We start from the raw sequence: 20,991 nt of genomic DNA on the forward strand, positions 1-20,991 counted from the left end.
GTTGGGACCTCGTCGCGTGGGGTGTCGAGTTGGGGACCGCGTATACCGAGCTGACCGATCCGGTCGAGCAACGTCGACGGCTGACCGCTCAGTCGTTGTTGGCCGCGGGCGGCGATCCCGAGGCGATGGAACTCGATGAGGATTTTCTCCAGGCCCTGGAGTACGCGATGCCGCCGACCGGCGGTCTGGGTTTGGGTGTCGACCGTATCGCGATGCTGATCACCGGCCAGTCCATCCGCGAATCGTTGGCGTTCCCGTTGGTGAAACCGGTTTAAGTGCGCGACCTATTGACTGGGTAACTTCACGCCGTTAAGTTACCCAGAAGTCATATGGATCGAGGTAGGCGTCATGGCTGATGGCCGTATCAATGAGTTCCGTCGAGGTGAACTCCGTTTTCCCGTCGTAGACTCCGGACCGCTTGACGGCCCGGTAGCCGTGCTTCTGCACGGATTCCCGCAAACCGCGACGTCGTGGTCGAAGGTCGCCGAGATACTTAACGGGAACGGCATCCGCACGATCGCGCCCAACCAGCGCGGGTATGCCTCCGGCGCCGCGCCCAAGCGCCGCTGGGCCTACCGCAATTCCGAACTCGTCGCCGACATTCGCGAACTGATCGACCAGATCGGTGGGCCGGTGCATATCGTCGGACATGACTGGGGTGCGAATGTCGCCTGGTCGATCGCGGGGCTGCATCCCGATCAAGTGCGGACGCTCACCGCGGTATCGGTGCCGCATAGTGCCGCGTTTATCCGCGCGGTCCTCACCAGTGACCAGGCCCGGCGGTCCTGGTACATGCTGGCGTTCCAGCCACCGAAGATCCCCGAATTGTCGATTCGATTGCGCCCGGCCTTCTTTGACGCGATGTTGACCAAAACGGGTATGACCGCCGAAATGGTCGCTCAGGTCCATACCGACATCATCGACACCGTCGGACTGACCGGGCCGCTCAACTGGTACCGCGGGCTTCCGTTCGCCAATCGCCGGGGAATCAAACGCGTCAAGGTCCCCACCACCTACGTCTGGAGTGATGGCGACACCGCCCTTGGGTCCACGGGCGCACACTTGACCGAGCAGTACGTCGATGGACCGTACCGCTTCGAGACACTTTCCGGGGCGTCACACTGGATTCCCGACGAGCGACCGGCCGAACTCGCGCAAATCATCACCGAAACCATCGGATCGGGTTAGTGGTCCGGGCACTAGAGCGGGCAAGCTACCCATCGGTAGGATCACAGGCATGACTGAGCTGGCATTCGTTCCCACCGCAGACCTCGTCGATGACATCGGCGCCGACGTTCGCAGTTGTGATACGCAGTTTCAGCAGTATGGCGGTACGCGTGAGTTCGTCGGGCGGGTCACCACCGTCAAATGCTTCCAAGACAACGCATTACTCAAGTCGATTCTGTCCGAGCCGAATCCGGGCGGGGTCCTCGTCATCGATGGTGACGCGTCGGTGCATACCGCGCTCGTCGGCGACATCATCGCCGAACTCGGCCGGTCCAATGGCTGGGTGGGCATCGTGGCCAACGGCGCGATCCGCGACGCCGCGGCGATCGGACAGATGGCTATTGGCGTCAAAGCACTCGGCACCAACCCGCGTAAATCCACCAAGACCGGTGCTGGCGAGCGAGACGTCCCGCTGACCATCGGCGGCGAAACCTTCCAGCCGGGCGACCTCCTCTACTCCGACGACGACGGCATCGTGCTCGTCGCGCAGTAGTCCGCCCACCCCACCTTCGACCCCAGTTTTCGTGAAAGGCCCTCATCATGCCGCAGCCAACAGCTGACTACTTCGCCCGTCTGGGGCGGCTTGTCGCTATCGACGACGCAGCGCAACGACCAACCCGCACCATCGTCGAAGCGTTCAGCGGTGTCGACATGGCGACTATCCCGGTGGGCACCGCAGCCGATCTTGAGGTCGCTGTCGGCCGGGCTCGCGAAGCTCAAAAGGACTGGGCGGCACGCACACCCGCGGATCGTGCCCGGGTGTTATTCGATTTCGCGGCTCTGGTCAACAAGAACACCGACGCCCTGATGGACATCGCGCAGGCTGAGACCGGCAAGGCGCGTATTTATGCGCAGGAGGAAGTGCTCGACGTCGCGCTGTCAGCTCGGCACTACGCCAATGTCGCGCCGGGACTGCTCGCCGACAAGAAGGTCAAGGGCATCTTGCCCGGGGCGACCGACGTGCGCGTGAGGTACCAGCCAAAAGGCGTCATCGGAGTTATCTCCCCGTGGAATTATCCTCTGACGCTTGCTGTTTCGGACGCGGTGGCCGCATTGGCCGCCGGTAACGCTGTGGTCGTCAAGCCGGATAGTCAGACGCCGTACTGCGCGCTGGCATGTGCCGAACTGCTCTATGAAGCCGGATTGCCGAAGGAGCTATTCGCGGTCGTCCCCGGGCCGGGAAGTGTTGTGGGACAAGCGATTGTCGCGCTCACCGACTATGTGATGTTCACCGGATCGTCGGCCACCGGCGCGACCTTGGCCGAGCAGGCCGGACGTCGCCTGGTTGGCTTCTCCGCCGAGCTGGGCGGCAAGAATCCGCTGATCGTTACCGCAAATGCCAATATCGACCGGATCGTCTCGGGAGTGGCTCGCGCCTGTTACTCCAACTCCGGGCAACTGTGCATCTCGATCGAGCGCATCTATGTCGACGAGGCGGTCGCCGACGAGTTCACCGAGAAATTCGCCGCGTATGTCTCGAATATGAACCTGGCCGCCACGTACGATTTCAGCGCCGACATGGGGTCGCTGGCCTCGGCCAGCCAGTCCGAAACCGTGGACAAACACGTCTCCGATGCCGTCGCCAAGGGTGCAACCGTGCGCGCGGGCGGTAAGCATCGCGCCGACCTCGGACCGTTCTTCTACGAGCCGACGGTGCTCACCGGCGTGACCGATGAGATGGACTGCTACGCCAACGAGACCTTCGGGCCGGTTGTATCGATCTATCCGGTCGCCAACGTCGACGAAGCGATCGAGCGGGCCAACGACACCGAATACGGTCTGAACGCCAGCGTTTTCGCCGGGTCGAGTCGTGAGGCGCAGCAGATCGCCGAGCGTTTGCGCGCCGGAACGGTGAATATCAACGAGGGTTACGCCGCGGCGTGGGGGTCGACCGCAGCACCGATGGGCGGGATGGGTATCTCCGGCGTTGGACGTCGGCACGGCGAGGAGGGCCTCTACAAATACACCGAGCCGCAGACCATCGCTGAGCAGCGGTTCATCGGACTCGATGGCATCCGAGGTGTACCGAAGAGTGTGTTCCTCAAGGCAACCCCTAAGCTGATGGAATCGTTGAAATATCTGCCGGGTCGGTAGGTCCCCCATACGCGCGAGGAACGGTGTCATGACGCTCAGGATTATCCGCCCGACGTTGCTGGCGTCGCTGCTGCTCGCAATGGTCGCGGTGCTGGTGCCACTCGGCGCCGGCGGCGCGGCGGCCGCACCCCAGTCGCTGAAACGGGAGGCGGCGCCGCAGGTGGTCCTCGCCGATTGGTACGGCACGGCTCACGCGATTCAGATCTCCCCGAACTCAGGTGGCTATCTGTTGACCCGCGATGCCGGCGTGCGGACCGTGATCTTGGAAGAACGCAGCGTCAAGGTACGAATCATCAAGCGCGCCGGGCAAAAAGCCCCGGTGCAGCGGGCGACGCCATGGCATCGATTGGCCGTCGCGCCGCCGAATGGTCTGCCGGCCGTTGGTCAGTGGACCCGGTCGGCGGGCTACAACGGTAAGCAATTCCGCTTGTGCCGCACCGGAATCCCCGGCAAAGGCAAGGTCTGCACCGCGTACAGCGGTGTCATCGTCGCGCTTTAAGTCGGATCAACTCATCGAGTACCGCAGGGTGATCTCGTAGGATTCGTGGTGCCCGACGATGTCGACCTCTGCGTATCCGGTCATCGTCGACAATCCGCCGGTACCAAGGCCGGCAACGATGTCCAGTCGCTCGTGAACGCCGTCCTCGTTGTGAAAACCGTTGTGTTGCAACACCAAACTACCCTCGTGGCCGTCGATCGACCCGGTGAATGCCTGGAATCCGACGGTCGGCGAATCGCTGCCTTTGACGTACCCGAGTAGGTAGGTCAGTTGACCGGTGCCGGCGATGTCGCCCGTGTAGGCATAGGTGACGTCGGCTCGATTGAAACCTCGCGCGGGATATTCGGCGCCGCTGATCGTGACGGTCTCGTCGTCGACGGCGTAGATCTTTGTCTCGTCCCAGCCGGTCACGCTGAACGAGCCGCTAACGAAATGGGTTTGGGCGGATGCGGTGGTCTGTGGATTACTCATAGCCTTAAGTCTGTCGATGCGGGTGGAAACGGTATTGAACAAACGCGACAATGGTCAGGTGAACTCGCAGTCGCCGCAAGACAACCACCCGCGTGGGCGGGGCGGCAAGGCCATCCTGCATCCATCGGATTCGGCACCGATTTCGGTGAAGCGTTATGCCACAATGCGTTTCGACTACTGGGTCGACTATGTCTGGATCGTCAGGTGGCATGTCGCCGACGAATTTACCCAACGGGTCATCCCGCAGCCGATCATCCATCTCGCGGCCGAAGACGGTCGAATTATGGTGCACGGCGTGGGCAACACCGAATTCTCGCGAACGTTGCGCGGCGACGGGCACGTTGTCGGAATTGCCTTCCGCCCAGGAGCATTCCACGCGATTCTCCGACGGCCGGTCAGTGAGATCACCCGCTCGGTACGACCGTTGAACGAGCTCGTCGACTTTAACGACCGGCCGCTCGCACGCACCCTGCTCGACGTCGGGCCAAGCGACGCCGACCACGTACGGGTCGTCGAAGAGTTCCTCGAAGCGATTGCACCGGAACGTGATCCGGCAATAGCAGAACTCGCCGAGTTGGTATCGCTCGCCGAAGAGGACACGACCGTTACTCGCGCCGAACAATTGGCAACGCACGCGGGCGTCAGTTTGCGGACGCTACAACGTCTATTCGGCGAGTATGTCGGGATCGGCCCCAAGTGGGTTATTCAACGGTTCCGACTGCTCGACGTCGCCCGGGTCGCGAATCAATCCACGGGCACCGACGCCGTCGATTGGGCGACCACCGCGGTCGAACTCGGTTACTCAGATCAGTCTCACCTGATCCGAGCGTTCACCGCGTTGGTTGGTGCACCGCCGGCGTCCTATATGCGAGGCGGTTCGGATCGACCGTGAGCCTAAGTTCGTACACCCAGTCGCGCGAGGATGTCACCTTCGATGGCGGACAATTCGCGATCGATCGCCTGATGTGCGTTGCGTCGTTGTGCCGGCGGCATCATTTCGGCGGCGTCGACCGCGGTGGCGAGATTGGCGAGGCGAGCGTTCATCGCATTGGTGAAGGCGGTTCCCTCGGCAGACTGATCTTGCGTCGCGACCTTCTCGACCGATGCGCGGGTGGTTGCGATGCGGGCGGACAGGGTTGCACCGTGGCCGGCGAACTTACGCAGCACGTCGGGGGAGACACCGGCCCGGTTGGCCTTGGCTACCGCCAGTTGCTCGCGGGCACCGACGGCAGCGCGGTAGATCACCGGAGCCGCGATTGGCGCGACCATCCGCGCGACGGCGAGATAGCGTTTGACGTTGGTGGTGCTGAGCTTGCGCGACTCGGCCTCTGCCTTACTCTTCGCGAGATCAGCCTTGGCGCTGGCTTTCGCAGCGCGCTCGGAGGCTTTCGCGACTTTGACCGAGGCTTTGTCTTCGCTGTGCTTGATCTTGGTCTCGGCGCGCTGTGCGTCGCGGTCCGCCTGACGCTGAGCATCGCGTTCGGCTTGACGTTTGGCTTTGCGCTCTGCCTTGCGCTGTGCGCGGCGGTCGATCTTCTCCGCTTTGCGGCGTGCCTTCGCGTCCAGCTTCGCTTCCAACTTGGCTTTTGTCTTGAGTGCCTTCGCTTCGGCCCGACGCTGTGCGCGACTCTTGCCGTCGGAAACGATCAACCCCATGCCAAAACCTTCCGTCGCTGCGCGGGACGAGACCCGCGAGTTGTTGTTACAAGCATTACATAGGGTGGAGGGGATGGCCGCAGGTGTCTCCCGTGCGGCGGTGACGGAAGGCGGACGCGTGGGTTCACCAGTGCTCGGCGCACGAGATCTCACTGGCTGTGAGCACCGAGTGGCCCTCGACTTCGCCGCGAAGTTCGACGATGCACTGCCAACACAAGAACAATCCACACCCGATGTCGCCCAGCGCATCCGTGCGGCGACCGAACATCGCGGGAAAGTTCGGGAGCTGTTGCGCGCGATCCACAGTGATCAGCCAGCGGACACGTTTGTCATGGTTGATACCGCGGCGCCGCGATCCGAGCGGATCGACGCGACCTATCGGGCCACCAGCTCGGCGGCCCGGTGGATTGCCGACGCCGCACTGCGTACCGACCCGACCGCCGGGCGTCGTGGGCATAGCGAACTGCTGGTCCACGACGGTGTCGGCTACGTGCCGGTTATCGTGGTCAACCATCGCGTTAGCTACCCGGTCACGTCCGACGTCGAGGATCCGCAACGGCCCGGCATCGTGACCAGCCCGCTGTGGGGGTGGCTGCCAACCGTCGACCAGACGCGCGGGTCGCGTAACAACAAACGCGATCAGATGCGGTTGACGCATCTTTACCGGATGTTGCAGCGTGACGGCATCGCCGGGCAGGCACGGGGCGGGGTGATCGGACTCGACGTCGACTGCATCGTCGTCTATGACCTGGACTCCCTCCTGGATGGCTACGACGAGAATCTCGAGCGCCGACGTCGAATCGCAGCCCAGCAGATCGCCACGAGACCAAGTCGGATCGGTGAATGTCGCGGGTGCCACTGGTGGGGACGCTGCGAACCCGAGTTAGTCGCTCGTCGCGATGTCAGCCTGGTAGTCAACGGTGCACAGGCAAAAGTATTGGCGGACAACGGGATCGAGACGATCGATCAGTTGGCCCAGGAAACTGCCGCGCCGGATGACTTCAAAGGATCCTTCGAGGAAGCGGTCGTTTTCGCTCAATGTTGGCTCACTGAAACACAATTGGTGCGGCGTCACGACGATGTCGTGGTGTGGCGAGCCGACGTCGAGGTTGACGTCGACATGGAATCCTTCGGCGAAGACGGTGCGTACCTGTGGGGAACACTGTTGACCGACAACACAATCGGGCAGGTACAGCCGTACCGCCCGTTCGTGACCTGGCAACCTTTGCCCACGGTCGATGAAGCACGGTCATTCGCGGAGTTCTGGCAGTGGCTGATGACTATCCGCAATATGGCCCACGCGCAAGGCAAGACCTTCGCCGCTTACTGCTATTCCGAACAGGCCGAGAACCGATGGCTGCGTGGTTCGGCCGACCGGTTCGCCGGCCTGCCGGGTATCCCATCTCGGGCCAAAGTCGACGCCTTCATCGCCTCCGACGAGTGGGTCGACATCTTCGCCGCGGTGGGACGGAACTTCCTTTCACCGACTGGCAAGGGGCTCAAACGCGTCGCGCCGATTGCCGGATTCCGATGGCGGGACGACGATGCCGGCGGTGCGGCGTCGATGGACTGGTACCGACACGCCGTCGGCATCGACGAGTTGATCGACGTCAGTCAGCGTCAAAGGTTGCTCGAATACAACGAGGACGACGTTCAGGCGACCAAGGTGCTGCGCGAGTGGATGGACGGTGTCGCCGAGTCGACCGTCCCCACCGTCGCTGAACTGCGGGTCAAATACCTACGTGCGCGCCGCGGAGATAGCGTCGAGGAACCGGCCACTGCCGAGTAGCGCCGCCGATCCGAGGATCAACAGCGCCGCAGGTGCGACTCCACCCGCGAAATCGCCGAGTTCGGCGGCCGCCATGACCGGTGGCGCGACCGTCGGTTCGGGTGCGCCGACCTTGGGGGTGACGGGTGCCGGACCTGGTGTGTGTTTCGCCGGGGACTTGACCGCGTGCGGCGTTGCGACACGCGGTTTGGTCACTGGTTTGGGTGCGGTCGCATTCCCGTTACCGCCGCCCGCAGCGGCAGGTGGCGCTATGACTGCTGGCGGTGCTACCGCTGCCGGCGGTGCTACCGGAGCATGGGGCGCCGCCTTCGGCCCGGTGGCTTTAGGAGCAGTCGGTGTCTGGTCTTTCTCCCATGGCTGCTTCGGATGCCCGCCACCGTTCCACTGCGATGAGCTGCCGTCGCCGGACCGCGAGCGCGGCGTTGTCGGTGAGGAATCGCTGGTCGGCGGCGTGTACTTCGGGATGTTCAACTTCGGGGGAGCCGAGCTGCCACCGTTATTGCCGTTGTCGTCGTCATCATCGTCATCGTCGGGATCGTTGTTGTTCGGGTTCGAGTTGGCAGGTCCGAATCCGGTTCCGTTGCCACCGCTGTTCGAGCTGCCACCGTTATTCGAACTGCCGCCGTCGGAACCGCCTTGGCTATGACTATGGCCGCCGCCCAGGCCGGGGAACGCATCAGCCGCGCCAGTGCCGATCGAGCCGAGCAGCGCGACAGCGAGTAGCAATCCCGCCGCGCCGGTGAGCGCGACTATTTTGCGGACTGCGGGCCGTGTGGCGGCAGTCGAGTCTGGCAGGTGCATCTTCGTTCGGTCCTCAGGTGGGTAGTTCCGACCCGGCGTAGCAGGGGCACCCATTGGTAGGGTGCGATGTTGATCGTTTAGTCTACGGTATCGTGCGGTATGAGCGACTTGGTCGATTGACCAGACTTTCCTATCCTTGACCTGCGGTAACCATTGGTATGTGAGTAGCGCCACACTGGCGTTATTGTTGTTGCAGGTGGAACCATTTCACCCCCCGATTTAGGTATCCTCCGATGGGCTGGGCCTTGCAAGATGGGTCCAATCCGACGTTTAATGAACGCAAGGTAAATTCGCAGCTGGGCAAGTCTATCTACACACTGTCAAGCTGTTGGGTCGAGGAACAGAGTAAAAAATATATGGCGGCGCGACGGCGCTACCAGGATTACAGGCGGAAATCGTGACACTAGATAGTTCACCCGGACTTACAGCCGACGACGTCATCGCTGATGTCGACCCGGGCTTGTTTGCTCGCAGACTCGAGGAACTCTTCCGGACAGTCCCCGGGCCGAACGGCCGGGCATACAGCGCCAAGGCGATCGCAGCCCGGTCGACTGAGCGTGGCTTCCGGCTTGGTGAGTCGTACCTATCTCAATTGCGGTCGGGTAAGGCCAAGTCGCCATCGTTCCGCACCGTTGAGGGCATCGCAGCCGCATTCGGCGTCGACGTTCACTACTTCCTCGAAGACCGGGCAGCGCAGCGCACTCGGGACGAGATCGACAAGATGCGTATGCAAGCCGACACCGATGTCCAACTCGCCGCATTCCGGCTCGCCGGCCTGTCGAGCGATTCGGTCAGCGTTGTCAGTGAGTTGATCAAGGTTCTGCGTAAGCAGCAGGGATTGCCGACCGATCCACCCGAGGTCACCAAGGCCGGACTCTCTGAGTCAGGCGAATAGTTCTCACAGCGCTCTATGCGAAGTGAGCGCGCACTGCGCCTGATCATTCGTGATTCGCTGCGTGGCCTTGATCTCGATCTGCCGCTCAATGTCACCCAGCTGTGTGATCGATACGGTGCACGACGTGGGCGACCGATCAAACTGATCGCACATCCGTTGCCCGCGGGGATGCCGAACGGCGTCTGGCTCGCGGCATCGGATGCGGATTACTTCTTCTACCAGGAGAACACCACTCCGGTACATCGCGACCAGATCATCATCCACGAATTCGGCCACATGATCGCCGGTCACCAGATGCTCGGCGATCTCGCCGCGGCGGCATTGGCCGAACCGGACCCCGACGACGCTGACGCCGCACTCGCGCGCACTTGCTACTCCGATGAAAGGGAGTGGGAGGCGGAGATGCTGGCATCGCTTATCATCACTTGGGCGACTGAAGCACGCGAAGCCGTCGGACATACGGCGGAGCATCAGGGCCTACGCGGAATTCAGCGGGTACTCGGGGGACATCGGGGCTGGCTGTAGGCGCGAATTTGCAGCTGTAGCCGAAAAGAGCCGAGGTCTGAGTCGAGTGGTTGCTGGGATCATCAATGTCATCGCGTTCGCGGTATTCGCGTGCGCGATGTGCTGGCGTCTGGACCAGATCCGACGGCAGGGCGGGGGCGTGCAAGCGGTGGCGATGACCACCGCGATCGGTTCGCTCACGCTGGCGTTCGTGGTCTCGAATAAGGACGTCGCCGCTTTTCTGAATGACGCACTGTTCACCGGTGCGTCGCGAGTGGCGTTGTACGGACTGCTCGCCCTCGGAGTGGCGAGCCTTATCGTGGTGTTCTTCTTCAGCTCGACCGAAACCGTTCGCCAACGTCGTGCCGGCGTGGAGGCGATCCCGCTCGTCGTGGCGGTAGTCGGCCTTCAGATCACCATGCTGCTGATTCCGTTGGATCTACGCACTCAGGGACTGTCCGCGTCGACGACGCGCAACGCGGGTTTCGCCCTGTTCTTTCTCATCGCCAGTGGATACCTAGCCTATGGGCTGTTGCAATGCGTCCGGAGTATCCGGCAGTTCCTCACGATGGCCGCCGGATATCTGAAGGTATCGCTCCTCATCTTGATCGTCGGGCTGATCTTGTTGGCGGTCGGGTCGATGGCCCAGATCGCGTACGTGCTCGGTTCGCTGGTGTTCGAGGTATCGCTACTCCAATTGGTTCGAGTGGCGACAATTCTGTCGGTTGTCGGGTTGGTCGCCTTTCTGGTCGGCATCTGTTATCCGATGGCCTTCGCCAAGACTCGCGCTCTCCTCGCGGGGGTGCGACGTCGTCGGCGCTATCGCGAACTCGAACCGTTGTGGACACTGGTCACCTGGGCGATCCCAAGCGTCGTGTTGCCGGGCCACGGTGGGACGGCACTGCGGTCCACCCCGACGGTGCTGTTCGAACGGCGCATCGTCGAGATCCGCGATGGTCTCACTCAGTTGTCGCCGCTGTTGTCGGAAGAATTCGACGACGCCTCCGACGCCGAACGGGCGAAATTATTGCGTACTGCCGTCGATGAGTATCGGGAGGCGGGAACGTCGAAAGGCGCGGTTCGCGACGTGTTGCCCCCGGACGGAACGAGTCTCGACGACGACGCCGAGCCGCTGTTGAGGTTGGCGAGGGTTCTCTAGCCTGTTAGATGCGCATCCTCGTCCTGACGCGCGACGGCCCGACGTCGAAGATGCCGTAGGTACACCGCGCCGGTACCGGAGATGACGACTACCGCGGTGAGCGTGGCGATGACGACCGGCGTGCTGGGACCGGCGAGTAGTCCGTCGGCGATCAGCCAAGCGGCGAAACCGAAGAACAGCACGGCCGCGCCCAGCGTGATCGCGCGTTCGGGCAAGTGCTTACCCAGCAGGACGCCGACCGCGATGGCTAGCGCGTCCGCTGCCACCATGCCGACCGTTGAACCGATCCACACGCCGAGCCAATCGTGATCGGCGGACAGGGTGATGGTGGCCAGCATTGTCTTGTCGCCGAGTTCGGCCAGGAAGAACGAGGACATCACCGCGAGAAATACCGACGAGCCGACTCGGTCGGCGCGCCCGGCTTCTTCATCACTGAGCGAATCGCCCCGAAGGGTCCACAGGCCGAATAGCAGCATGGCCAGGCCCGCGGCGATCGCCATCAGATCAGCCGGGATGGACAGCCCGAGGAAATGCCCGAAGAATACCGACGCCGCGTGTACGGCGGTCGTCGCGACGGCGATCGCCGACAGCACCACCCACCACGGGTGGCGTAGTGCGTAGGTCATAGCCATCAGCTGCGACTTGTCGCCGAGCTCGGCTACAAAGATCACGCCGAAGCTGACCAACAGTGCGGTAATCACCGGGCCAGCCTAACCACGGCCAGCTGCGGTGCGCAACAGATGGATTGGCCGTATTTACGCAGGTAGGAGGTGCAAAAACTAGTTTGTGGGTTGCCCAACTTCGATGTGTCCACAGCCCGTTCTCACCGGGTTTTGGCACACTGAATCGGTGAAAGCCGATATGGACTCGATAACCGCCGCGCCTGTCGTTGGCCTGCAAGGAGGCAACGTGAGCGTCGATAACGGCTCACTGCGGCCTATCGAGTACGCGACGATCGCGATCTTCACCGGTCTCGCGGTAGCCGTCGTGGTGGTCGCCGCGGTGATTCCGCTCGCCGGTGCCGCCCGTCTGCTGGCGCCGGTGCCAATGGCACTGATCGCAGCCCGGACCCGCCCGCGCGCGCTGCTAGCGGCGACGGTCACCGGTGTGGCCTCCGCGTTTGCCCTCGCTGGCACAGGTGCGGCCCTCTCGATTCTCGGCTCGGCGGTGATCGGCGGCATCGTCGGCGAGATCAAACGCCGGGGCAACGGGGCCGGGACGCTGACGGTTATCGCCGCAATCGTCTCGCCGTTCCTCGGGGCTGTTCCGGTCGCTCTCCTGTTCGTGCTGGTGCCGTTACGGACACTGTTGCTCGACACCTTCGAGAACACGGCGATGGGTTTCGCCAAGCAGTTGGGCAACATCAAACTCGATGGCTTATCGCGCGTCGTCGAAAGTTTTGCGGGCAACGCTGTCGAGTACTGGTGGTTGTGGTTATGGGTGAGTGGCGTGCTCGGCACCGTTGTCGCCTTGTACGTCGCGTGGTGGGTCCTCGGGGCGGTCATCGACCGGGTGGCAGATATACCCAGTGAGGACACTCTGGACAACGAGGATGGGCGCAGCGCCGACGATGTGTCGAATGGGCCGATCGGGCCGCTCCCGTTGACGTTCACCGGTGTCAGCTTCCGGTATCCCGGCGCCCGTGGCACGACGTTGAGTGGCATCGACATGTCGATCGATCGCGGCGAGTTCGTCGCCATCGTCGGGCCAAACGGATCAGGCAAGTCGACGTTGGCGAAGCTGCTCGCGGGCCGGCGACCCACCGAAGGATCGGTCCGGCGGCCCGGGCAGGCAGCACTCGGACGCCCCGGCGGTACCGCGATGGTGTTGCAACGGCCCGAAACACAGATGCTCGGCTCACGCGTTGCCGACGATGTCGTGTGGGGCCTGCGACCGGAGTGGGCCGCGGAAGTCGACGTCGAGGCGATCCTGGCCGCGGTCGGACTCGCCGGGCTCGGTGGCCGCGAGACATCGGATCTCTCGGGCGGTCAGCAGCAGCGGCTGGCCATCGCCGCCGCACTGGCCCGTCATCCCGCATTGATCGTCGCCGACGAGGTGACGTCGATGGTCGACCCCGCCGGACGCGAAGAGCTGGTCGCATTGCTCCGTTCGCTGCCACAGCGGTTCGGGATATCGGTGGTGTTGATTACCCATCGTGCGGTTGAGGCCGCCGTGGCCGACCGGGTGATCCACCTGCGCGACGGTCGAGTCGTGGTCGATGACCCGGATTGGGAAGTGGCACAGGATAGTTCGTCAGATCCGGCCGCTCCTCGACGTAGTGCGGCGCGTCGGAGAGCTGACCGTGTGCTGACGGTCGATCGCGCCGCCTATACCTATCTACCCGGTTCACCGTGGCAGGTGGCCGCGTTGCACGACGTTTCGTTGCGGGTCGAACCTGGCGACGGTGTATTGGTCGTCGGTGGAAACGGTTCGGGTAAGACGACGCTGGCGTGGTTGTTGGCCGGCTTGATCGAACCTACAAGTGGCGCTTGCCAACTCGGCTCGGAGCCGACGTCGCGTCAGGTGGGCAAGGTTGCGCTGGCGTTTCAGCACGCCCGCCTGCAAATCCAGCAGGCCAACGTCGCCGACGAGATTATGGCGGTTGGTGGTCGGGAAGTCGGTACTCGCGAAGTCGGCGAGGTCCTCGAGCTTGTGGGACTGCCTCGGCTTCTCGCGGCTCGCCCAACCGATTCGCTGAGCGGTGGGCAGTTGCGGCGCGTGGTCCTGGCGGCGCTGATCGCGTCGAGTCCCGATGTGCTGGTTCTGGACGAACCGCTGGCCGGGCTAGATCCATCGGCACGCCGCGAAGTAATCGGCCTACTATCTCGATTACGTTCTGCGGGAATGACGTTGATCGTCATTTCGCACGACTTCGAAGCTCTCGACGAGGTGTGTAACCAGCGCGTCGAATTGGTTGGTGGGCGAGTGGGATTGGCGGAAACACGATGACGATGCGAACTGTTCCGCTCCGGCAGGTGCCGGGCGATTCGATGATCCACCGGCTGTGGGCCGGGACCAAACTTGGCATCGTAGCGATACTCGGCATCATGACGTGGGTACTCCCGTCGTGGCCGGCATTGGGATTCGTCGCCGGAGTGGTCATCGTTACCGCGATCGTCGCGGGAATCCCGTTGGGGGCCATACCTCGGCCGCCGTGGTGGATCTGGGGTCTGCTGGCATTGGGTACCGCGACGTCGGCATCGTTCAACGGCCTCGACGGTGCTCTGGTCTTCTTGCGCGCGTCGGTTCTCGCGCTGGTCGTCGTGGCGATGTCGGTACTGGTGATCTGGACGACGGCGATGGCCGACATCGCACCCGCACTGGCATCGTTGATGCGTCCGCTGCGCTGGTTGCGATTGCCAGTCGACGAGTGGGCAGTGGCAATTGCCTTGTGTCTGAGGGGAATGCCGATGTTGATCGATGAACTTCGCATCCTCCGGGCAGCCTATCGGTTACGCCCGTCCTCGAAAGCCAGTGAGACGGTTGCCCATCCGTCCGCGCAAACGGCGGTCTTCGACATGGTCACCGCCGCTATGTCGAATGCATTGCGGCGCAGCGCGGAAATGGCGGAGGCGATCACGGCGCGCGGGGGGACGGGCAGTCTCGTGGCGTATCAGTCAGGCCCGCACCGCCGCGACGCGGTGGCCCTGACCGTGGTTGTAATCGCTTGTGCCGCAGTTATTACGGCGTCGTTCCTGTGACCGGCGCGCGAAATACTTTGCGGCGACGATGGCGGTGACCAGCATAACGATAAGCCTGATCACCTGCGCGGTGGTCACGAGCGGGCCGGCGCCCGCACTCTGGGCAACCGCTAGCGCGGCATAGATCCCGCCCGGCGTCGTGGCCAGGTAGGCGTCGCTGAACGGCACCGTCATTATCGCTGACACGGCGTAAGCCATTGCGAGGCAACCGGCAATCATCAGGGCGATGGTGGCGAGGGTGATGGGCAGCAGTCGTGCGAAGGCGCGGATGCTGGCGCGGGAGAACGAACCGCCTGCCTGCCAACCGATTACGACATAGGACAGGGCGCTGATCAGATCGGTTGGAATGGGCATCCACTCGGGCGAGGCGAACACTCCGAGCATTAGTGTCGCGATGAGCGGGGTCAGCAGGAATGGTGCGGGGAGATGGAGAGCCTTTCCCACGTAGCCGAATCCGAAGATCACGCAGGCGAGAATCACCGCGGTGGCAGGTGTTAGACCGCCTTCGGTCAGTGCGGCCGATCCCTCGTGTCCGCCGGCGATGATCAACAGGGCGGGCAAGGTAAGAGTGACGATCACCAGGCGCAGGTACTGGGACATGGCGACATAGCGATGATCGACCTCCAACTCCGGTGCCATCGTGGCGATGCCGCTGGCTCCGCCGGCGAGCGTGGACAAGATCGACGTCGCCGGGTCGAGCCGCTTAGCGTAACGGAAGAGGACATATGCGCTTAGCAAGCAAAGTGCCAGTGTTACAAGGGATGTCGCCACGGAGACGCCGAGGTTTCGGGTGAGTTCCCGGCCGGAGACCAAAGCGAGCGGAGCCGCCGCCAGCACACCGATAACTCCTTGCGCCGGGCGTAGGAGATGACGATGAACAGTGAGCTCCTGTCCCGACGTGAGCGCGGTCGCGGCAGCCACCACCAGACCGGCGATCAGCCACGGGGCCGGTGAGCCGATTGTCGACAGGAGCTCGCCCACGATTACGGTTCCGGCGAGGCATACCGTCCACTGCAGCGCTGTGCGGACGCGTTCCGAGCGGCGAACCGGTGTCGATCTCAACACGCCACCCCATGCAGAGTGGCGAAGACTTGCCCATCGAAGAGTTTTCGGGTCGTTCGGCCGACCGTCACATTTGTCTGGATGCCGTCGCCGGTAACACCCAGTTCAATAGTGCCGGAAGGATGTGCGACGGTGAATTTGGGTGAGGCGGTCCCCGCGTCGCGAATCTGGGACGCGACGATTGTTCCGGGAGTTCGCGCCGCGATTGCCAGGCACACTCCACCTGACACCGCATGGGCCGGATGGCAGGTATCGGGCACAAAGTAGCGGGAGGTGATGTCGGCGACGCCACCGCCGTCGGAAACGAGCATCACCTTCGGAAGTACCGAATCTTTGACATCGCCCATCCCCATCAGATCCGCAGCCTTTGCTCGGATGCTGGAAATACGTTGTAGGAGTAGGGAGTTCGCATTGATTTCCGACTGGGTCTCGTCGCCGCGAATCCCGACGTCGGCTGCCCGGATGATGACCGCGCACACTCCGGCGTCGACGGCGCTGAACTCGGTACCGTCAACGAAGTCGCTGGGACTGCCGGTCGGTAGGAGCCGGCCGGTGCTGCCGCCGACGAAGTCTCGGAAGGAAACCTGCACCGGCGTTGCCGGGAGTGCTCCGGGTTCATCGATGTCGTATCGGATGCTGCCGTCGGGGGTTGGCACGGTGCACACCGCTCGTGCACCGGTATTGACTAATCGGACCCGCACATTCGTCTGTTCCGGACCAGCGGTGACCATGCCGCGCTCGATCGCGAACGGTGCGATACCGGCGAGGACATTGCCGCAGGTCGGCCGCCAGTCGACTTTGCCCGATACTGGATTGACCTGGGCGAATAAGTAATCGATGTCGACGTCCGCGTGATCGGACCGGCTCACGATCGCGACCTTGCTGGTGGTTGATGAGCCGCCACCGAGGCCGTCGACCTGGTCGCGTCCCGGCGACCCCATCAGCGCTGGGAGAAGTCTGTCCAGGTCGGCCCCGGTCGCGGACAGTTCCGACTTGACGAAATACATGCCACGGGAGGTTCCGCCGCGCATCATCATGGCTGGAATTGAGATAAGCATCAGCAACGGGTCCGTCCGATTAGGGGGCATTCGGCGATTTCAACCAACAGTTGAATTCCTTAGTGACGCTATTCACTCCGACGGCTGCGGTCAACGTGACTTGTCGCACAATGATCCCAGGTTAACGGCCTATTTCCTGAGAGTTTCGGCTTGCTGAACGCGTGAACGTCGAGGCATACTGGGATGCATGGATGAGGGAAATCCTCCGCGCACTACGCAGATTTTCGCCGACCGGTTGAATTCGTTGATTCGAATGAAGGCCACCGGGGGTCGCGGCATGACCAATGAACAGCTCGCTGCCGAACTCAAAGCCGATAGTCCGCACCTCAAGGTCAGCGGCGCCTACTTGTCGGCGCTCCGCACTGGTAAGCGCAGTCGGCCCTCAGTGGAATTACAGGTCGCTCTCGCACGCTATTTCAACGTCCCGGTTACCGAGCTGATGGATATCGATAGTCCGCCCGCACTCGACGTCGGCCAACTCAACGAACTCGGAGTCCGCTCGATCGCGATGCGAGCCGTGGGACTCGACAGCGACAGTCTCTCGACTGTCGCCGCGGTGCTGGACCACGTCCGGCGACTACAGGGCCTGCCGGAGGTCGACGATCAGCTGAACCGCCCCGCGGGCGGTCGGGACACCAGCGCCGACGGCTGACCATGGGCCAGCGACTCCAGCGCACCGACGGTGACCTGTATCAAAGCTGCCGTCAACGGCTCATCGACACCGGCCTTTGGCGGTGCCGAAGTATCGACGAGATCCGGACGAGGGTCGGCGAACTCATCGGCCGGCAGGTCGTCCTGTCGCCGATGCCGCTGCGGCATCGGTCCATGCACGGCCTATTAGTGCGGACCGAATCGATCGACTACATCGTCTACGAATCGGAGACGTCGCAGTTTCACCGCGACCACATCGCGCTCCACGAGCTGAGTCACCAGATCTGCGGTCATCGGGGCCAGATAGTGCCGGGAGACCGGGTACGCGTACTCGGTCGCGTTTCCGATCACGGCGCGACGACCGATGCCGACGAACAGGAAGCGGAAGTCATGGCTTCTCTGTTGGGAATGTTCATCTCGAATTCGTCGCGATCGGGTCCGATCGTCGTCGAACTGGACCAAAAGCTGACTCAGGTCATGCGTTCGTTCGGCCTGCTGGACAGCTGATCCCGTGCAGACCGATGTCGCGCTCGGATTTTTGTTGCCCGCCGTCGTGTGCTGGCTGTGTTCGCTGTATTGCCTTGCATGGCAACGTGATCGAGTATGGGACCCGGCGATCTCGGCGATCCTGGCGGCGTTCGTCGTACGTGGGATCGCATCACTCATGGGTGCGCCGCACGTCTACCACGCGCTGAACTTCTATTCGGGGACACCCAATTTGGCGCGGTTGTTGATCAATGCGTCGATGATCGTGTGGAGTGTGCTGATTCTGACGGCGATCGCGTACTGGAGCCTCACGGGGGAACGGGCGCGGCTATTCGTCCGGATCTGCTGGGTGATCGTCGCCCTGGTGATTACCGCGAGCGCTGTTCTGTGGTCGATGATCTCGGTGCCGGAGACGGCGCGCGGATTCTCCGACGAATACGCTCACACCAATCGTGCGGTTGCCGGTCTGATGCTTATCTACCACCTCGTCGTTGCCGCGGCATTGATCGCTATCGTCTTGTGCTGCATTCGATTCGCGTATCTGGCGAAGCAGACGGTGTTCCGCGTGGCGATGGTGACGACGGCGGCGGGGGCGCTCTGCTACCTCTGTTTCGCCCTGCACCGGATTCTCGTGATTCTGAGTCATCCGATAGGGCGCCGGCTGGTTGATCCGTGGCCGGCGGCTACCCCGTTGATGACTGGGGTCGGAACCGTCGGAATGATGATCGGACTCACTATGCCGATGTGGGTCCCGGAAATCATCCGAGTGCGAAAACGGTTGCGGGCCAACTACCTTCACCGGCTACTTGAGCCCCTCTGGACTGATCTGCGTCCGTTCGTGTCGACGGTGTCGACACCAGATGCCGAGTCGAGCGATCCCGAGTATCGCCTTTATCGACGAATGGTGGACATCCGCGACGCCCTATTGGCGTTGTCGTACAAGTTTCCGGCCGAGGCGACTGACGGTGCGCGCGGAAGTGCCCTTGTGGCGCAACAGATTCGCCACGCGCTCAACTCGCCGGATATCGACGCGTCCGCGGATCCGGACCGGAGCAGCCTGATCGTCGCCGACCGCGCGACCGAGGAACAGTGGCTCACCGAGGTCGCGGTGGAGTATCGACGAGGCAGGGAAAGACAAAACCGCCCTCCGCGTCGAATGCGGAGGGCGGTTGTCGGAGCAGATCAGGCAGGGCAGATCAGGCAGGAACGATGAGTCCCGAGCCCTGCGTGCGCGCGCGGTCGAAGCGAGCGGCGGCGTCGGCCCAGTTGACTACGTTCCACCAGGCCTTGACGTAGTCCGGCTTGACGTTCTGGTAGTCGAGGTAGAAGGCGTGCTCCCACATGTCGAGCATGACGACCGGAATGAGGGCGGCCGAGGTGTTGCCGCTCTGGTCGGTCAGCTGCTCGATCACCAGGCGCTTGCCGATGGTGTCGTAGCCGAGGATCGCCCAGCCCGACCCCTGCAGGGTGGTGGCCGCCGCGGTGAAATGCGCCTGGAACTTGTCGAAGCTGCCGAAGTCTTCGTCGATAGCGGCGGCGAGGTCGCCGTCGGGACGGTCGGCGCCATCCGGGGTGAGGTTCTTCCAGAAGATCGAGTGGTTGGTGTGGCCACCGAGGTGGAAGGACAGGTTGGCGGACAGGCCGTAGACCTTGCCGGCGATGGTGCCGTCTTCGCGGGCTGCGGCAAGGTTCTCCAACGCGGTGTTGGCGCCCTTGACGTAGGTCGCGTGGTGCTTGCTGTGGTGCAGTTCCATGATGCGGCCGGAGATGTGAGGCTCCAGGGCGCCGTAGTCGTAGTCCAGCTCTGGCAGGGTGTATTCAGCCACGATGATCCTCTCGGTAGGACAAAACTTCTTCGGTTGGCAAACGCAACGGGGCGCTGTGTCCTATAACACCGTGTCAGATGCGCAAAATTCCGGCCACACCGAGGTCGGTGCACAGGGGTGGGGCGAAGGTTGCTAGAGCACGACCACGACGATGAGCGCGCCCACGATGGCAAGAATGCTCAATCCGCTTGCGATACACGAGCTGCGGATACGACCACCAGCGAATGCGCTCGACGCGGACTCAGCGGCGGAACGGACGTGGACCGTCGTTGTCATTTCGCTCTCCTCCAGTCGCGACACGAGTGAAAATCCTCACATGGCCGGTGTGACGGTCATCATAGGCATGTTCTTCTCGGTGACTCAAATCGGGTCAGGCCGGCGGGTGATCAGTACGATGAATACATGTCGTGGTTCGACCAGCTCATCTCAGCAAATTCGCATAAGCAGACCCTGGTTGCACAGCAGGCTGCGCTACCCGGCCGCCCGACCCCGGTGGCTGTCGCGGACGCCAACCTGGTGCTCGGTCACCCGATGAAACCGCAGGCGCCGGGCTCCGACGATCCGTGGCGCGAGGGCCGGCAGGCGGTCATTCTCGCCGGTGGATGTTTCTGGGGCGTCGAGGAGATCTACTGGCAGGTGCCCGGCGTGTATACGACCGCGGTCGGCTACGCGGGTGGGTACACACCGAATGCCTCGTATGAGGAGGTGTGCACCGCACAAACCGGACACACTGAAGCCGTGCTCGTCGTCTTCGATCCGAAGGCCATCGACCTCGACGGCATTCTCAAGATCTTCTGGGAGAGCCACGATCCCACGCAGGACATGCGGCAGGGCAACGACATCGGAACCCAGTACCGTTCGGCGATCTATACGTTCTCCGACGCCGATGCCCAGGTGGCGCAAGCGTCGGCCGACCGGTTCGCGCCGGTAGTAGCCCAGGCCGGACTCGATCCGATCGCGACGGAAATCAAGCCGTTGGCGGCAGCGGGTGATGGCCAGTTCTACTACGCCGAGGACTATCACCAGCAGTATCTGGCCAAGAATCCCAACGGATATCGCTGCCACTCCGCTACTGGATTGAAGTACCCGGGCTAGGCGCGAGTTCCGAACGC

24 protein-coding genes are annotated in these 20,991 nt (G+C 62.9%); 16 read left to right on the forward strand and 8 right to left on the reverse strand.

Going from position 1 to position 20,991, the window contains the following annotated elements; translation table 11 throughout:
* The 5 genes from GOEFS_RS01725 to GOEFS_RS01745 all read left to right on the forward strand — a co-directional run.
* A partial coding sequence (locus GOEFS_RS01725) for an amino acid--tRNA ligase-related protein (protein WP_007316142.1) occupies window positions 1-275 on the forward strand: 275 nt, incomplete at its 5' end.
* 73 nt (window positions 276-348) lie between these two features.
* Window positions 349-1,188 carry an alpha/beta fold hydrolase gene (locus tag GOEFS_RS01730; RefSeq protein ID WP_007316143.1) on the forward strand — a complete coding sequence of 280 codons (840 nt, stop codon included), beginning with the start codon at window positions 349-351 and terminating at the stop codon, window positions 1,186-1,188.
* A gap of 49 nt (window positions 1,189-1,237) precedes the next feature.
* Window positions 1,238-1,720, forward strand: coding sequence for a ribonuclease E activity regulator RraA (gene rraA / locus GOEFS_RS01735; protein WP_007316144.1), 483 nt, complete (start codon window positions 1,238-1,240; stop codon window positions 1,718-1,720).
* A gap of 47 nt (window positions 1,721-1,767) precedes the next feature.
* On the forward strand, window positions 1,768-3,321 hold the full coding sequence (locus GOEFS_RS01740; RefSeq protein ID WP_007316145.1) for a succinic semialdehyde dehydrogenase: 1,554 nt from the start codon (window positions 1,768-1,770) through the stop codon (window positions 3,319-3,321).
* A gap of 28 nt (window positions 3,322-3,349) precedes the next feature.
* Entirely contained in the window at window positions 3,350-3,820 is a 471-nt protein-coding gene (locus tag GOEFS_RS01745) for a hypothetical protein (RefSeq protein ID WP_007316146.1), read from the forward strand.
* Between the two features lie 6 nt (window positions 3,821-3,826).
* Here the strand turns inward: GOEFS_RS01745 and GOEFS_RS01750 are convergent, their stop codons facing one another.
* Window positions 3,827-4,291: a DUF3224 domain-containing protein gene (locus tag GOEFS_RS01750; RefSeq protein ID WP_007316147.1), complete on the reverse strand. Its 465-nt coding sequence runs from the start codon at window positions 4,289-4,291 to the stop codon at window positions 3,827-3,829.
* A gap of 58 nt (window positions 4,292-4,349) precedes the next feature.
* On the opposite strand from GOEFS_RS01750, the gene GOEFS_RS01755 reads away from it, so the two are divergent.
* The gene (locus GOEFS_RS01755; RefSeq protein WP_050949739.1) at window positions 4,350-5,183 is read left to right on the forward strand and encodes a helix-turn-helix domain-containing protein; all 834 of its coding nucleotides are present in this window, start codon (window positions 4,350-4,352) and stop codon (window positions 5,181-5,183) included.
* Between the two features lie 2 nt (window positions 5,184-5,185).
* On the opposite strand, the gene GOEFS_RS01760 is transcribed toward GOEFS_RS01755, so the two are convergent.
* Window positions 5,186-5,947 (reverse strand): DUF6474 family protein, encoded by a 762-nt coding sequence (locus tag GOEFS_RS01760; RefSeq protein ID WP_007316149.1) that lies wholly within the window; start codon window positions 5,945-5,947, stop codon window positions 5,186-5,188.
* A gap of 73 nt (window positions 5,948-6,020) precedes the next feature.
* On the opposite strand from GOEFS_RS01760, the gene GOEFS_RS01765 reads away from it, so the two are divergent.
* The gene (locus tag GOEFS_RS01765; protein ID WP_007316150.1) at window positions 6,021-7,736 is read left to right on the forward strand and encodes a TM0106 family RecB-like putative nuclease; all 1,716 of its coding nucleotides are present in this window, start codon (window positions 6,021-6,023) and stop codon (window positions 7,734-7,736) included.
* Here the strand turns inward: GOEFS_RS01765 and GOEFS_RS23350 are convergent.
* Window positions 7,686-8,537 carry a hypothetical protein gene (locus GOEFS_RS23350; protein ID WP_007316151.1) on the reverse strand — a complete coding sequence of 284 codons (852 nt, stop codon included), beginning with the start codon at window positions 8,535-8,537 and terminating at the stop codon, window positions 7,686-7,688. The genes GOEFS_RS01765 and GOEFS_RS23350 overlap by 51 nt on opposite strands.
* A 397-nt stretch (window positions 8,538-8,934) precedes the next feature.
* Between GOEFS_RS23350 and GOEFS_RS01775 the strand changes: the two genes are divergently transcribed.
* Genes GOEFS_RS01775 through GOEFS_RS01785 form a run of 3 tightly spaced genes read left to right on the forward strand, consistent with a single transcriptional unit; the run spans window position 8,935 to window position 11,095 of the window.
* Window positions 8,935-9,432, forward strand: a complete 498-nt coding sequence (locus GOEFS_RS01775; protein WP_007316152.1) for a helix-turn-helix transcriptional regulator — start codon at window positions 8,935-8,937, stop codon at window positions 9,430-9,432.
* A gap of 15 nt (window positions 9,433-9,447) precedes the next feature.
* Window positions 9,448-9,957, forward strand: a complete 510-nt coding sequence (locus tag GOEFS_RS01780) for a hypothetical protein (protein WP_007316153.1) — start codon at window positions 9,448-9,450, stop codon at window positions 9,955-9,957.
* Between the two features lie 46 nt (window positions 9,958-10,003).
* Complete coding sequence (locus GOEFS_RS01785; RefSeq protein WP_007316154.1) at window positions 10,004-11,095, forward strand: MAB_1171c family putative transporter; 1,092 nt, start codon at window positions 10,004-10,006, stop codon at window positions 11,093-11,095.
* On the opposite strand, the gene GOEFS_RS01790 is transcribed toward GOEFS_RS01785, so the two are convergent.
* Window positions 11,092-11,796 (reverse strand): TMEM165/GDT1 family protein, encoded by a 705-nt coding sequence (locus tag GOEFS_RS01790; RefSeq protein WP_007316155.1) that lies wholly within the window; start codon window positions 11,794-11,796, stop codon window positions 11,092-11,094. The genes GOEFS_RS01785 and GOEFS_RS01790 overlap by 4 nt on opposite strands.
* A 208-nt stretch (window positions 11,797-12,004) precedes the next feature.
* Here GOEFS_RS01790 and GOEFS_RS01795 point away from each other — a divergent pair, with 208 nt between their 5' ends.
* Together GOEFS_RS01795 and GOEFS_RS01800 are read left to right on the forward strand one after the other, a co-directional pair.
* The gene (locus tag GOEFS_RS01795; RefSeq protein ID WP_007316156.1) at window positions 12,005-14,044 is read left to right on the forward strand and encodes an ABC transporter ATP-binding protein; all 2,040 of its coding nucleotides are present in this window, start codon (window positions 12,005-12,007) and stop codon (window positions 14,042-14,044) included.
* Window positions 14,041-14,796 carry an energy-coupling factor transporter transmembrane component T family protein gene (locus GOEFS_RS01800; RefSeq protein WP_007316157.1) on the forward strand — a complete coding sequence of 252 codons (756 nt, stop codon included), beginning with the start codon at window positions 14,041-14,043 and terminating at the stop codon, window positions 14,794-14,796. Before GOEFS_RS01795 ends, GOEFS_RS01800 begins: the two co-directional genes overlap by 4 nt.
* Here the strand turns inward: GOEFS_RS01800 and GOEFS_RS01805 are convergent.
* Together GOEFS_RS01805 and GOEFS_RS01810 are read right to left on the reverse strand one after the other, a co-directional pair.
* The gene (locus tag GOEFS_RS01805) at window positions 14,713-15,861 is read right to left on the reverse strand and encodes an AbrB family transcriptional regulator (RefSeq protein WP_007316158.1); all 1,149 of its coding nucleotides are present in this window, start codon (window positions 15,859-15,861) and stop codon (window positions 14,713-14,715) included. The two genes, GOEFS_RS01800 and GOEFS_RS01805, sit on opposite strands and share 84 nt — an antisense overlap.
* On the reverse strand, window positions 15,855-16,946 hold the full coding sequence (locus GOEFS_RS01810; RefSeq protein ID WP_007316159.1) for a PrpF domain-containing protein: 1,092 nt from the start codon (window positions 16,944-16,946) through the stop codon (window positions 15,855-15,857). The genes GOEFS_RS01805 and GOEFS_RS01810 overlap by 7 nt, the downstream gene beginning before the upstream one ends.
* A 157-nt stretch (window positions 16,947-17,103) precedes the next feature.
* On the opposite strand from GOEFS_RS01810, the gene GOEFS_RS01815 reads away from it, so the two are divergent.
* The 3 genes from GOEFS_RS01815 to GOEFS_RS01825 are packed head-to-tail and all read left to right on the forward strand — an operon-like array spanning window position 17,104 to window position 19,266.
* Window positions 17,104-17,568: a helix-turn-helix transcriptional regulator gene (locus GOEFS_RS01815; protein WP_007316160.1), complete on the forward strand. Its 465-nt coding sequence runs from the start codon at window positions 17,104-17,106 to the stop codon at window positions 17,566-17,568.
* Between the two features lie 2 nt (window positions 17,569-17,570).
* Window positions 17,571-18,074 (forward strand): hypothetical protein, encoded by a 504-nt coding sequence (locus tag GOEFS_RS01820; protein WP_040524277.1) that lies wholly within the window; start codon window positions 17,571-17,573, stop codon window positions 18,072-18,074.
* Window positions 18,075-18,078: 4 nt separating this feature from the next.
* On the forward strand, window positions 18,079-19,266 hold the full coding sequence (locus tag GOEFS_RS01825; protein WP_007316162.1) for an MAB_1171c family putative transporter: 1,188 nt from the start codon (window positions 18,079-18,081) through the stop codon (window positions 19,264-19,266).
* On the opposite strand, the gene GOEFS_RS01830 is transcribed toward GOEFS_RS01825, so the two are convergent.
* Together GOEFS_RS01830 and GOEFS_RS23355 are read right to left on the reverse strand one after the other, a co-directional pair.
* A complete protein-coding gene (locus GOEFS_RS01830; RefSeq protein ID WP_007316163.1) occupies window positions 19,250-19,879 on the reverse strand; it encodes a superoxide dismutase in 630 nt (209 codons plus the stop codon). The genes GOEFS_RS01825 and GOEFS_RS01830 overlap by 17 nt on opposite strands.
* A gap of 132 nt (window positions 19,880-20,011) precedes the next feature.
* Window positions 20,012-20,155 (reverse strand): hypothetical protein, encoded by a 144-nt coding sequence (locus GOEFS_RS23355; RefSeq protein WP_170323119.1) that lies wholly within the window; start codon window positions 20,153-20,155, stop codon window positions 20,012-20,014.
* Between the two features lie 126 nt (window positions 20,156-20,281).
* Between GOEFS_RS23355 and msrA the strand changes: the two genes are divergently transcribed.
* Window positions 20,282-20,974: a peptide-methionine (S)-S-oxide reductase MsrA gene (gene msrA, locus GOEFS_RS01835; RefSeq protein WP_007316164.1), complete on the forward strand. Its 693-nt coding sequence runs from the start codon at window positions 20,282-20,284 to the stop codon at window positions 20,972-20,974.
* Window positions 20,975-20,991: the final 17 nt, after the last annotated feature.

Origin of the sequence: Gordonia effusa NBRC 100432 (genome assembly GCF_000241305.1) — a bacterium.
GTDB lineage: Bacteria > Actinomycetota > Actinomycetes > Mycobacteriales > Mycobacteriaceae > Gordonia > Gordonia effusa.